The 13,373-nt window shown below is 63.4% G+C and carries 11 protein-coding genes; 3 read left to right on the forward strand and 8 right to left on the reverse strand.

The features are described from left to right. Positions 1–32: 32 nt before the first annotated feature. The 5 genes from accD to BMY84_RS15005 form a co-directional block, all read right to left on the reverse strand. Entirely contained in the window at positions 33–881 is an 849-nt protein-coding gene (gene accD / locus BMY84_RS14985) for an acetyl-CoA carboxylase, carboxyltransferase subunit beta (protein WP_093019802.1), read from the reverse strand. Continuing rightward, positions 878–1,693 (reverse strand): tryptophan synthase subunit alpha, encoded by an 816-nt coding sequence (trpA, locus tag BMY84_RS14990; protein WP_093084885.1) that lies wholly within the window; start codon positions 1,691–1,693, stop codon positions 878–880. The genes accD and trpA overlap by 4 nt, the downstream gene beginning before the upstream one ends. Before the next feature lie 2 nt (positions 1,694–1,695). Continuing rightward, entirely contained in the window at positions 1,696–2,937 is a 1,242-nt protein-coding gene (gene trpB / locus BMY84_RS14995; protein WP_093084886.1) for a tryptophan synthase subunit beta, read from the reverse strand. 96 nt (positions 2,938–3,033) lie between these two features. Continuing rightward, the gene (locus tag BMY84_RS15000) at positions 3,034–3,678 is read right to left on the reverse strand and encodes a phosphoribosylanthranilate isomerase (protein ID WP_093084888.1); all 645 of its coding nucleotides are present in this window, start codon (positions 3,676–3,678) and stop codon (positions 3,034–3,036) included. 31 nt (positions 3,679–3,709) lie between these two features. Next, a complete protein-coding gene (locus BMY84_RS15005) occupies positions 3,710–4,582 on the reverse strand; it encodes a lysophospholipid acyltransferase family protein (RefSeq protein ID WP_093084889.1) in 873 nt (290 codons plus the stop codon). A gap of 55 nt (positions 4,583–4,637) precedes the next feature. Between BMY84_RS15005 and BMY84_RS15010 the strand changes: the two genes are divergently transcribed. Next, positions 4,638–5,753, forward strand: a complete 1,116-nt coding sequence (locus BMY84_RS15010; protein ID WP_093084950.1) for a glycosyltransferase — start codon at positions 4,638–4,640, stop codon at positions 5,751–5,753. Positions 5,754–6,853: 1,100 nt separating this feature from the next. Here the strand turns inward: BMY84_RS15010 and BMY84_RS15020 are convergent. Both BMY84_RS15020 and gyrA read right to left on the reverse strand, forming a co-directional pair. Further along, complete coding sequence (locus tag BMY84_RS15020) at positions 6,854–7,201, reverse strand: DUF952 domain-containing protein (protein ID WP_093084892.1); 348 nt, start codon at positions 7,199–7,201, stop codon at positions 6,854–6,856. Beyond that, positions 7,198–9,882, reverse strand: coding sequence for a DNA gyrase subunit A (gyrA, locus tag BMY84_RS15025; RefSeq protein WP_093084894.1), 2,685 nt, complete (start codon positions 9,880–9,882; stop codon positions 7,198–7,200). The genes BMY84_RS15020 and gyrA overlap by 4 nt, the downstream gene beginning before the upstream one ends. Before the next feature lie 267 nt (positions 9,883–10,149). Between gyrA and BMY84_RS15030 the strand changes: the two genes are divergently transcribed. Both BMY84_RS15030 and BMY84_RS15035 read left to right on the forward strand, forming a co-directional pair. Then, positions 10,150–11,424: a hypothetical protein gene (locus BMY84_RS15030; protein WP_093084951.1), complete on the forward strand. Its 1,275-nt coding sequence runs from the start codon at positions 10,150–10,152 to the stop codon at positions 11,422–11,424. A 91-nt stretch (positions 11,425–11,515) separates the two neighbouring features. Next, positions 11,516–12,751, forward strand: coding sequence for a tetratricopeptide repeat protein (locus BMY84_RS15035; RefSeq protein ID WP_093084953.1), 1,236 nt, complete (start codon positions 11,516–11,518; stop codon positions 12,749–12,751). 33 nt (positions 12,752–12,784) lie between these two features. On the opposite strand, the gene BMY84_RS15040 is transcribed toward BMY84_RS15035, so the two are convergent. Further along, positions 12,785–13,258, reverse strand: coding sequence for an Lrp/AsnC family transcriptional regulator (locus BMY84_RS15040; RefSeq protein ID WP_093019818.1), 474 nt, complete (start codon positions 13,256–13,258; stop codon positions 12,785–12,787). Positions 13,259–13,373 lie beyond the last annotated feature (115 nt).

A 13,373-nucleotide genomic window follows, 5' to 3' on the forward strand; every position in this document is an offset into this window, starting at 1 on the left:
TTCGCTTCGTTCGCAATGACGAAGTCTATAGTTTAGGCAGTCGCGCGCGGCGTCAGATAGCCGATTACGCGGGCCAGCGTATCGCGCAATTCGCTGCGATGGACCACCATGTCGAGCATGCCATGATCGAGCAGATACTCGGCGCGCTGGAAGCCTTCGGGCAGCTTTTCGCGGATCGTGCTTTCGATCACGCGCTGGCCGGCGAAGCCGATCAGGGCATTGGGCTCGGAAATCTGGATATCGCCCAGCATCGCATAGCTCGCCGTGACGCCGCCGGTGGTGGGGTCGGTCAGCACGACGATATAGGGCAGGCCCGCCGCATGCAGCTTCTGGATCGCCACGGTCGAACGCGGCATCTGCATCAGCGAGAGGATGCCTTCCTGCATGCGGGCGCCACCAGCGGCGGTGAAGATGACATAGGGGCATTTATGGGCGATCGCGTCATTGACGCCCTGAATGAAGGCCGCGCCCACGCCCATGCCCATGGAACCGCCCATGAAGGCGAAATTCTGTACGCCCATGACGAGCGGCACATCGTCGATCGCGCCGCGCGCGTTGATCAGCGCATCCTGATCGCCGGTCGAGGCGCGGGCGGCCTTGATACGGTCCGGGTAACGCTTGGAGTCGCGGAATTTGAGCGGGTCTTCGGGCACATGCGGGGTCGGCAGCAGGATGAAGCCGGCGTCGAGAATCTGTTCGAAACGGGCATCCGGGCCGATGCGGCCATGATGGTCGCAGCGCGGGCAGACGGAGAGATTTTCCTCCCATTCCTTGATGAAGACCATTTCCTTGCACGACGGGCACTGGTGCCAGAGCGTTTCGGCGGTGGTTTCCTTCTTGGTGAAGGGCAGGGCGTTACGAACGCGGTTGATCCAGCTCATGCTGCGGTCTCCCGGATGGAAGTGGTGAGGGCGCCGCTGAGCGACGCAACGAAGTCTTGAACGAAGGGCGCGGCGGCATCGCCATGGCTGCCGATGATATCGACAATGGCAGAGCCGACGACCACGCCGTCCGCGACCCGACCGATGGCGGCCGCCTGTTCGGGCGTGCGCACGCCGAAGCCGACCGCGATCGGCAGGTCGGTGGCGGCCTTCAGCTTGCCGACGGCGATTTCGATATTGGCCTGCGCCGCCTGCTGCTTGCCGGTGATACCTGCGACGGCGACATGGTAGAGGAAACCGCTGGCGCCGTTCAGGACTGCGGGCAGGCGCGCCGCGTCCGTGGTCGGGGTGGCGAGGCGGACGAGGTGCACGCCGGCCGCGCGCAGGGCGGGGCCGAGTTCGGCATCTTCCTCCGGCGGGATATCGACGCAGATTACCCCATCGACGCCGGCGGTCTGGCACTGATCGGCGAACCAGTCGGAACCGCGCACCAGCATCGGATTGGCATAGCCCATCAGGATCAGCGGCGTTTCGGGGTGACGGGCGCGGAAATCGGTGGCGAGGGCGAAGACGTCCTTCGTCTTCGTGCCCGAACCGAGGCTGCGAAGGTTCGCCAGTTCGATCGCAGGGCCATCGGCCATCGGATCGGTGAAGGGCATGCCGAGTTCGATGATATCCGCGCCGCCCGCGACCAGCGCATCGAGGATGGCTGGGGTCGAGGCGACGTCCGGATCGCCGGCGGTCACGAAGGTGATGAGGGCGGCGCGGCCCTGTGCCTTGCAGGCGGCGAAGCGGGTGGCGAGACGATCCATGCTCACATCTCCACTCCCAGCGCGTCGGCGACGGTGAAGATATCCTTGTCCCCCCGGCCCGACAGATTGACGACGATGATCTTGTCCGCGTCCAGCGTCGGCGCGACCTGCTCGGCTGCGGCGACGGCATGGGCGGATTCCAGCGCGGGGATGATGCCTTCGAGGCGCGAGAGAGTCTGGAAGCTGGTCAACGCCTCGTCATCCTTGATCGGCATATACTTCACCCGGCCGATTTCGTGCAGCCAGCTATGTTCCGGGCCGATGCCGGGATAGTCCAGGCCCGCCGAAATGCTGTGCGCTTCGGTGATCTGGCCATCCTCATCCTGAAGCAGATAGGTGCGGTTGCCGTGCAGGATGCCGGACTTGCCGCCCGCCAACGATGCGGCATGCTTCTTGTCGAGGCCCTCGCCGGCCGCTTCCACGCCGATCATCGCGACCTCGGGGTCGTCGAGGAAGGGATGGAACATGCCGATGGCGTTGGAGCCGCCGCCGACGGGGGCGATCAGCATGTCGGGCAGGCGGCCTTCAGCCTCCATGATCTGCGCGCGGATTTCCTTGCCGATGATCGACTGGAAGTCGCGCACCAGTTCGGGATAGGGGTGCGGGCCGGCGGCTGTGCCGATGATGTAGAAGGTGTCATGTACGTTCGACACCCAGTAGCGCAGGGCGTCGTTCATCGAATCCTTGAGCGTCGAGGAGCCGGAATGGACCGGGATCACCTCTGCGCCGAGCAGCTTCATGCGGAAGACGTTCGGCTTCTGCCGCTCGACATCCTTGGCGCCCATGAAGATCTTGCATTCCATGCCGAACAGGGCGGCGACGGTCGCGGTGGCGACGCCATGCTGGCCAGCGCCGGTTTCGGCGATGACCTTCTTCTTGCCCATGCGGCGGGCGAGCAGAGCCTGGCCGATGCAATTGTTGATCTTGTGCGCGCCGGTGTGGTTGAGCTCCTCGCGCTTCAGGTAGATCTTGGCACCCTTGCCGGGCTCCGCCTTGGCGCGCAGAGCTTCGGTCAGCCGTTCCGCATAATAAAGCGGGTTGGGGCGGCCGACATAGGAGCGCAGCAATTCGGCGAACTCGGCGTCGAAGGCGGGATCAGCCTTGGCGGCCTTGTACACCTTCTCCAGCTCCAGGATCAGCGGCATCAGCGTTTCGGCGACATAGCGGCCGCCAAAGGCGCCGAAATGGCCGTTGGCGTCGGGCTGGCTGCGAAGGCTGTTGGGCAGGGTTACGGTATCGATCATGACTATCTTTCCAAGGACAATATGGGGCGTTCGCTTTCAGTTCAGGAAGCGATCAGCGCCATCGTCCTTCGATGCGCAGGGCAGGGGCGTTCAGCGTCAACATGGCTGAACCGCTTTGCAGAAGGCCATGATCTTGTCCACACTCTTGATGCCCGGCGCGCTTTCGACGCCCGACGAAACGTCGATCAGCGGTGCGCCGGTAATGCGCAGCGCCTCCACCACATTATCGATGCCAAGGCCGCCCGAGAGGCCCCAGGGTGCGGGGATGGCAAGGCCGCGCAGCAGCGTCCAGTCGAAGCGCAGGCCCATGCCGCCGGGCAGCGCCGCGCCGTCAGGCGTCTTGGCATCGAACAGCAGCCGGTCGACGGCACTGGCATAGACGTTGGCAGCGTCGATATCGGCGCGGGTCTTGACCGAAATCGCCTTCCACACCGGCAGGCCGAAGCGCTGGCGGATGGCGGCGACCCGCTCCGGGCTTTCCTTGCCATGGAGTTGCAGGGTCGTGATCGCGCCGGTGCCGGTCAGGCGGGCCAGTTGATCGTCATCGGCATCGACCACCACCGCGACCCGATCGACATGGTCGGGGATGGCGGACGCCAGCGCCGCAATCTGGTCCGGTTCGACATGGCGGGGGCTTTTGGGGAAATGGACGAAGCCGACATGGCTGGCGCCCGCTTGCACGGCTGCGCCTAGGGTATCGGGCGTGGACAGGCCGCAAATCTTGATCGCGAGTCGGGACATGGGGGCGCTTTACCGGCGATAGGGACGGAAGTCACATGCCTCTGGATGGCAGGTGGCCCGGCTGTGCCAGATCCATGTCATGCAGCGCCAGCCACTGGTCGGCATGGGTAACGCAGGCCTTGCCCAGAAAATCGTCCAGCGCCGCGATGATGTCCGCATCGCTCATCGTCGCCGGGTCGAGCGGCGGGCGCCAGTGGAGTTCGAAATGTGGGCCGCTTGTGCGGATGAGGTAGAAGGGCAGGAAGGTCGCCCCGACCTTGCGCGCGAGCCGCAGCGCGATCGACAGGTTGCCCGACGGCTCCAGCGGGCGGCCGAAGGTCGGGAACCAGACCTGCCGGTCGCGCCGTTCGTCGGCAAGGATATAGAGGGTGGCGCGATCCTTCTGGGTCAGATGCTTGAGTACGCCGCGCGCCGCGCCTTCGCCACCGATCGCTTCGCCCATATAACTGGAGCGGGCTTTCTTGAGCTGGGCCGCCGTTTTCGGATCGTCCGGCGCTTCATAGACGCCAAGGCCGGGGCGATCGGTCGACCATTTGATATGGGCGGCGAGCAAGTCCCAATTGCCCAGATGCGCGGTGAAGGCGATCATCGGGCCGGGGCCGTCGAGGACCGCCTGATAGGCCGCCTTGTCGATCACGGTTACATGGGCGTCGTTCACCAACCGGTCGATATTGGCGAGTTCCGCCATGGTGCGACCGATATTGACCCAGCGCCGGGTCAGGATCGCTTCTTGCTCCGCTTGCGACAGGTCGGTGCGCAACAGGGCCAGATTGGCGCGGGCGCGGGCATCACGCAGCTTCATGCGGGGGCGGGCGATGCGCGCAGATAGCCAGCCGCCCAGCCAGCTTGCGACGGGCGCAGGCAGCCAGCGCATCAGGAAGAAGAGAAAGGGGTTGGAGAGCATCGCCCAAGCGTCATACAGCAGCGGGTGAGGCGGTAAAGGGGCGCAGGTGACGGCGATGCTATGGATCTGGATCGGCCTTCAGGCGCTGACCGTGCTGGGCGTGGCCCATTATTGGCGGCATGTGCCGCGCGACCGGAAGATCGAGACACCGGACGGCGCGGTGGTGATCCTGAGCGTGCGGGATGACTGGGATGGCGGACCGGAGCTGATCGCTCGACTGAAGACGCAGAGTGCGCCGTTTCGCCTGTTGATCGCGACGTCGGGGGCTTGTCCGGCGGCGGAGGCGCTGGCGGCGCGGGAAGGCGACTGGGTGCAGATCGTCGCGGCCGGTGTGGCGCTGGATGAGGGGCAGAAGGTTCATAAATTGCGGGCGGCGCTGCGGGCGTTGCGGCCGGATGACCAATGGCTGGTCTTTATCGATGCGGACATAGCGCCGCCCGAGCGGCTGGTCGGGCGGCTGTTGTTTCCGCTGGTGCGCGGGAAGGCGGATATCGTCACTGGCTATCGGCTGTTGTTGCCAGAGGGCGGCCCGATGGCGGCGCTGGTTGGGGCGGTGGAGATGCAACTGGCGACGCTGCCGCGCTCCGCCAGCGCGACCATGCCCTGGGGTGGGGCAATGGCGCTGACGCGAGAGGTGGCGGATCGGCTGGATCTGGATGCGGTGCTGGCGGGGCGCCTGTCCGACGATATGAGCATTGGCCTTGCGGGATGGCGTGCGAAGCTGCGGTTGCGGCCGGTGCGCGACCTGCTGGTGGCCAGTCCGCTGGAAGGCAAGACGAGTGATCTGCTGGGCTTTGGCGTGCGGCAATATCGGCATATTGCGACCAACAGCTTTGGCATGTGGGGGCTGGCGACCGGGGTGGTTGCGATTCAGTCGGTGGCGTGGGGCTGGGCGCTGCTGGCGGGTGGATGGTTGGCGGTGGCTGTCGGCTATGGTGCGGCCTGGGGGCGGGCTTTTGTGCGCGGGCGCATCATTGCCGGCGTGCTGGAGCCGGAGCAGGCGGGGAAGGCGCGGCGATCGCTGGTCTGGGATATGGTGGCGCCCTTTGCCGTGACCTGGGCGCATCTGGTGGTGCAACTGCTGGCGGCGATCTCTAACCGGATCGTCTGGGGCGGATGGGTCTATCGGGTCAAAGGCGGCCGGGTGTTGGACATGGAACGCAGCGCTTAACTTCGCACATTTCCCGCAAGTTTTGACATATTGGTGCGGGTGTTGGAAATTTAATGTCTTATTTAGAGGCGGGCGATGGGCCGGTGCGCTCCTCGGCTGCGATCGAAGCAAAGGGTGGCATGAAGGGACGGGATAGGACAGAGAAGGTGGAACCGGTCGCTTTGGGTGGGAAGCGGGCTCGCGGCTTTAGGATAAGGGCGGATGGTGTAACGACAGGCACTTATCCTTGTCGTGATTGGCGGACCAAACTCAAATCCAAATCAGGGAACCCTAAAATCCGTTTCCTAATTTCGGTGCGCATATCCATCCAAGCAGTGACCAACGCCATGTGCGAAGTAACATCTACCTTTGATTGAAGAAATTTGAATACGATTCCCTGAATTTCCGATAGCTCACCAATCTCTATGTCGCGACCCTTTCGCTCTATCTCCAGCCATTCATTAAATGTGCTTTCGTTAGCATTTTTAAACTCGACAACCATATCGTGGATTTCGTCAGAAGAGTGCGATCTTGGATATGTTAGTCTCATTGCAATATCCGTTAACGCGGCGCTGATGGTTAGAATATTGGTATAGCGACATTATTAGTTAATGGTTATCGCGCCAATGAAGGTCGGCTTTCGAGCAAGGCAATCGACCATGGGAATGGCAAAAAATGGTCGAGGCTGTGTAAAAACATCTCGTCACAAACGAAATGAGCACCATCTGAATGCAGTTGGTTGCGTTGCTGCACGAAAAGAATCCGGTGCAGGCAATCACTGAATTAATCGTGCGCCGTTCGGCCGCGCGTTCGCGTTTTTACACAGCCTCGGGCGTTAGCCGTCATGCCAGCGGAAGCTGGCATCTGAGGCGGCGGCGCGATACGGTCGAACGTGGCGCTCGTTCAAGCCTATCTCGCCACCACCTGAGACCCCAGCCTTCGCTGGGGTGACGGCTATTGAGGGGAGCGAAATTAACCCCGCGTGGCAATGTTGGCCGTCATTGCCTCGTTCGTTATGCCGGGCCTGACCCGGCATCCCGCTTTTCTGTGCAAATGCGAGAGAAGAAGCGGGACCCCGGATCAGGTCCGGGGTGACGAAGGTGGGAGATGTCCCGTCGCCTTTAAAAGCCCGCCGGGAACTGGTGCGCGCCATCGTCGCCAATGCGCAGGACGACCTTGCCGGCGACCGCGCTCATGGGCAGGTCGCCGTAAAGGTGGGGGAAGAGCGCGCCGCCGCGCGAGACTTCCCATTTGATCGCGTCGCCGAAGGGGGCGAGGTCGATCATCAGCATGACGAGGCGATCCTGACCCGCGAAATGCTTGGTGACCGTTTCGGCCGCCTGATCGCGGGTGGACATGTGAATATAGCCATCGGTCAGGTCGATCGGCGCGCCCTTGAACAGGCCGTCGGTCTTGAACTGGACATATTGATCGGCCGTCAGCACCTTATAGGCGAAGAGGTCGCTCACGCTTCGGTCGCTTCCGATGCATCGGGGGTTTCGCCCTCTTCGCTTTCCTCGATCTTCGCGGCGCTGACGACATGTTCATTGTCGGCGACGTTGAAGAGGCGGACACCAGCCGAGTTGCGGCCGATGACGCGCAGGCTGTCGAGGCCCATGCGGATCAGCTTCGCCTGATCGGTGACGAGCATCAACTGATCGCCCTGCGTGGCGGAGAAGCTGGCGACGACGCGGCCGTTGCGGGCGATATTGTCGATATTGGTGATGCCCTGACCACCGCGCCCGGTGCGGCGATAGTCATAGGCCGAGGACAGCTTGCCATAGCCATTGGTGCAGACGGTCAGGATGAACTGTTCCGCCGCCGCAAATTCGGCTGCGCGTTCGGCGGGCAGGGTGGATTCGGCTTCATTGCCCTTCCAAGCAGCGGCACGCAGATAGGCTTCGCGTTCGTCCGGGGTCGCATCGAAGCCCTTGAGGATGGAGAGCGAGATGACCTGATCGTCATCCTTGAGCGTCATGCCGCGCACGCCGGTGGCGGTGCGGCTCTGGAATTCGCGCACGTCGGTTGCGGCGAAGCGGATCGCCTTGCCCTGACGGGTGGCGAGCAGCACATCATCTTCCTCGGTCAGCAGGGCGACGCCGATCAGGCGATCCTCGCTGCCTTCGTCGAAGCGCATGGCGAGCTTGCCGTTGCTGGGGACATTGGCGAAGGCGTCCATGCTGTTGCGGCGCACGGTGCCGGTCGCCGTGGCGAACATGACGTGCAGATCCTTCCAGCTATCCTCATCTTCGGGCAGCGGCAGGACGGTCTGGATGGTTTCACCCGGACCCAGCGGCAGCAGGTTGACCATCGGACGACCACGGGTGGCCGGACCACCTTCGGGCAGGCGCCACACCTTCATGCGGTACACCTTGCCGGCGGTCGAGAAGAAGAGGACCGGCGTATGGGTCGACGTCACGAACAGTTCTGTGACGGCATCCTCATCCTTGGTCGCCATGCCCGAACGGCCCTTGCCGCCGCGCGCCTGCGCGCGGAAGCTCTCCAGCGGCGTGCGCTTGATATAGCCCTGCACCGTGACGGTGACGACCATCTCTTCGCGTTCGATCAGGTCTTCGTCATCGATGCCATCGGCGGCGGCGGCGATTTCCGACAGGCGCGGGGTGGCGAATTCGCGTTCGATCGCTTCAAACTCTTCGCGCATCACGGCGTAGAGTTTCACCCGGTCGCCCAGGATGGCGAGATATTCGGCGATCGCTTCGGCCAGTTCGGCCAGTTCCTTGCCGATTTCGTCGCGGCCCAGCGCCGTCAGGCGATGCAGGCGCAGATCGAGAATGGCGCGGACCTGAATGTCCGACAGCTTGTAGATGTCGCCGCTGATTTCCGTCTCGATCGCTTCGACCAGACGTAGATAGGGGGCGACCTCACCGATCGGCCATTCGCGCGCGAGCAGCTTTTCGCGGGCTTCGGCAGGGCTGGACGAACCGCGGATGATCTTGACCATCTCGTCCAGATTGCTGACCGCGACGACGAGGCCCAGCAAGATATGCGCACGATCGCGCGCCTTGTTCAGTTCGAACTTGGTGCGGCGGGTGATGACCTCTTCGCGGAACTTGACGAAGGCTTCGATGATGTCGCGCAGGCCCAGCAGTTCGGGGCGGCCGCCACGAATGGCCAGCATATTGGCCGGGAAGCTCGACTGGGCGGGGGTGTTGCGCCACAACTGGTTGAGGACGACTTCGGGCGTGGCGTCGCGCTTCAGGTCCATGACGATGCGCACGCCTTCACGGCTCGATTCGTCGCGAATGTCGCTGATGCCTTCGATCCGCTTGTCCTTGGCGGCTTCCGCGATCTTTTCGACCAGGCCGTTCTTGCCGACCTGATAGGGGATGGCGGTCAGGACGATGGACTGGCGATCGCCACGGCCTTCCTCGACCACATGGCGCGAACGCATCATGATCGAGCCACGGCCGGTGTGATAGGCGCTGCGCGCGCCCGACTGGCCCAGAATCAGCGGGGCGGTCGGGAAATCGGGGCCGGGGACGATCTGGATCAGTTCGTCCGTCGTGATGCCGGGATTGTCGATATAGGCAAGGCAGGCGCGCAGTACTTCGCCGAGGTTATGCGGCGGGATGTTGGTCGCCATGCCGACCGCGATGCCGCCCGCGCCGTTGACCAGCAAATTGGGGAAGCGGGCAGGCAGAACCTGCGGTTCGCTTTCCGAGGCGTCATAGTTGGGCGTGAAATCGACGGTATCTTTGTCGAGATCGTCCAGCAGCGCGGTCGCCACCTTGGCAAGGCGCGCTTCGGTGTACCGCATGGCCGCTGGCGGATCGGGGTCCATCGAGCCGAAATTGCCCTGACCATCGATCAGCGGCACGCGCATCGACCAGTCCTGGGTCATGCGGGCCAACGCATCGTAGATCGAGCTGTCGCCATGGGGGTGATATTTACCCATCACTTCACCGACCAGGCGGGCGGATTTGCGATAGGAGCGGTTATAGACGAAGCCCGATTCCTGGGCGGAGAAGAGAATGCGGCGATGGACTGGCTTCAACCCGTCACGCACGTCCGGCAGGGCGCGGGCGACGATGACCGACATGGCGTAATCGAGATAGCTGGTCTTCATCTCCTCGACGATGGAGATGGGGCTGATATCCGAAGGGTCGGCGAGGGCAGTCTCGTCGGTCAATGCGATTCTCTTTTTGGATGGATGCGTACGTTGCTGATGCACTAGCCCAGCGAAACAAATCTGTCACCCCTCGCGCGCGCTCGCGCGCCCGCGTGTGCAGCCAAGAGGGTATATGGTGGCCCGGGGAACGAAGGGGCCGCATAACGGTTGCAAATCCCATCGATTTAGGCTTGTTCAATGCCCATTCACGCGCCGCCCCCTAATCGGCGCTTAACCCCCGAAAGGTCGCCTGAATCCCTATTCAGGCGCGCAAAGGAGATGAGGATCATGCGTTTTGTTACCCCGGTGGCGCTCGCGCTGGCTTTGGCGCTGACGAGCGGTGCCGTTTCGGCGCCTGCCTTTGCCGCGAAGAAGGAAGAGAAGAAGGCTGGTCCTCAGCTCAAGGTTTCGCCTGACGTGATCAAGGCGCTTCAGACGGCGCAGAAGGCGGCCGAAGCGCAGGATTTCGCCGGTGCCAAGGCGGCTCTGGCCGAAGCCGACAGCAAGGCGACGTCGAACGACGACAAATATCAGATCGGCGCGATCAAGCTGAACACCTCGATCGCGAGCAAGGATGCCGCGCTTCAGGGTGAAGCGCTGAACCAGATGCTGGACAGCGGCCTGACGCCGCCCGAACAGGCTGCCCAGTTCAACTCGATCGCCGCCAATTCGGCGCTGGAAGCGAAGAATTTCGACGTGGCGATCCAGCGTGGCCAGGCGGCTGTTGCGGCCGGTGCCAAGGCGGAATCGGTGCAGCCGACGATCGCGCAGGCCTATTTTGGCAAGGCGGGCACCACCAACACCTCGGTCGAGCCGGCACGCGGCTTCACCCTGCAGGGCCTGACCGCGCTGAAGGCCGCCGCCGACAGCATGAAGGCATCGGGCCAGCAGGTGCCGGCGCAATGGTATCAGATCGGCGTTGGCCGCGCGGAAGCCGCCAAGCTGCCCGACGTGACCGAATGGGCGAAGATGGCCTATCAGGCTGACCCCAGCGGCCAGAATCTGCGCACGCTCGTCCGTCTGTTCCAGCGCGCCAACCCGAACATCACCAATCGCGAAAATCTGGACGTTCTGCGCCTGCTCGGTGCCTCGGACGGTCTGGTGATCGCCGCCGACTTCACCGAATATGCCGAAATGGCGTCGAAGACCGGCATCTATGGCGAAGTGAAGTCGGTGATCGACAAGGGCCGTTCGAAGGGTGTGTTGAACGCCAGCGGCGGCGCCGATCTCTATTCGACTGCTGTGCCCAAGATTGCGGGCGACAAGGCATCGCTCGGTTCGGCCGAAGCCGACGCGCAGAAGGCGGCCAATGGCAAGATCGCTGCGGCGACCGCCGACGCCTATCTGGGCTATGGCGACTATGCCAAGGCGGTTTCGATGTTCGAACTGGCCAAGCAGAAGGGCGGCGTGGACGCCGACGAAGTCAACACCCGTCTGGGCATCGCCAAGACGCTGGCGGGCGACACGGCCGGTGCCAAGGGCGCTTTCGAGGCGGTGCAGGGCGGATCGCGCAAGCCGATCGCGGGCCTGTGGCTGGCCTATCTGGGCACCAAGGGCGCCTGAGGTCGAGAGGGGCGTCGCCTTCGGGTGATGCCCCCGACCATTTGAAATGATCCATTCGAGAATGAAAAATTCGGGGGAGGCCGGGGCGGCCATGCGTAGATATTCCATCCTTTCCTCCCTCGCGATCGCAGCGGTCCTGCTGACGACGCCGGCCATCGCGAAAAAGAAGAAGATCGTCGTGGCCGGGCCGCCGATCATCATGTCCGACGTCTTCCGCGCCAATGCGCAGGCGGCGGATGCGGCGATCAAGGCGCGCGATGCCGCGGCGGCGGGCACGCAGGTTTCTGCGCTGATGCCGACGACCGATTTCGAGGCTTATGTCGCTGCGGGGTTGCGCTTTGAAGTGGCGACATTGCGCCGCGATGTGCAGGCGCAGCGAATTGCGCTGACCGACATGTTCAAGACCAGCGCGCTGCCGCGTGGCGATGCGCCGCGTTTGCGCTACATCGCTGGCTATCTGTCCTATGTCGTCGGCAATTATGACGATGCGATCGCCCAGCTCGATTACGCCAAGGCGCTGGGATATGACGAGGTCGACGCCACCATGTTGCGCGCGGATATCGCGCTGCGCCGGAACAAGCCCAAGGAAGCCCGGCCCTTTGTGACTGCCGCGATCGCGGCGCAGAAGGCGGCGGGCAAGCCGGTTCCGCTCGCCTGGACCGATCGGGCTATCTCGATGGCCTATCAGGCGGGCGACTGGCCAGAGGTGGTGCAACTCTATCGCGAGCGGCTGGACCTGGAGGATGATAAGGCGGATTGGCGCGCGGCGCTGGTCAATTATCAGGCGAAGAAGGATATCGACCCGCAACTGCGCCTCGACCTCTATCGCCTTCAGGCGGCCAATGGCGCCATGGCGAGCGAGCGCGATTATCAGGCCTATGCCCAGATGGCGGAAAAAGCCGGCTATTATGCGGAAACCCGCACCATCATCGAGGCGGGCCGGGCGGCGGGCAAGCTGACCCCGTCACAGGCAGTCACCAGCCAGTTGCTGAAGTCCGTCGCGCCCAAGGCTACGAAGGAAATCGCCAGCTTGCCCGTGCAGGCGAAGAAGGCGGCGGCGGCGAGCAACGGCAAGGATGCCCTGGCGCTGGCCGACAGCTATTTCTCGCTCAGCCAATATCCGCAGGCGGTGGAGCAGTATCACGCCGCGCTGACCAAGGGCGGCGTGGATGCCGACCGCGTCAATGCGCGGCTGGGCGTGGCGCTGGCGCGGTCAGGCGATCTGGCTGGCGCTCAGACAGCGCTGGCGCAGGTTAGCGGAGACTGGGCGCCGGTGGCCCAGTTCTGGTCCGCATGGGTGGAGCATAGGAACCGCAAGGCGGCCTGAGCCGGATTTTCGACGCAGGCCTGTGCCTGCGTCTCAGACCGGGAGCGGGACGCCCGGCACATTCTTCGATGTGCGGATCGTCAGCGACGTCTTGACGCTGACGACATTGGGCGCGGGCGTCAGCTTCGACGTCAGAAATTGCTGGAAGCTCTGCAAATCCTTGGCCACGACCTTCAGGATGAAGTCGATTTCGCCGTTCAGCATATGGCATTCGCGCACTTCGGGCAGTTCCGCGACATGATCCTGGAAGGCCTTAAGATCGGCTTCGGCCTGACTCTTCAGGCTGACCATCGCGAACACGGTGATGGTATAGCCCAGCATCGCGGGGGCGACCACGGCATGATAGGATGTGATGGCGCCGGCTTCTTCCAGTGCGCGCACGCGCCGCAGGCAGGGCGGTGCGGTCAGGCCCACCTTCCGCGCCAGCTCCACATTGGTCATCCTGCCATCCTGCTGCAATTCGCCCAAAATTTGCAGGTCGATGTCGTCGATATTGGGGCCGGCCATTATTCTGCTTATTTCCTGTCCTGTTAGTGCGCCCCATCATAATAATGTTTCAGAGCATTGCAATTGTCCCACTATGCGACGATCATATTCGTTCGCAGGATCAGCCCCTTTCCCT

The organism is Sphingobium sp. AP50 (assembly GCF_900109095.1).
GTDB lineage: Bacteria > Pseudomonadota > Alphaproteobacteria > Sphingomonadales > Sphingomonadaceae > Sphingobium.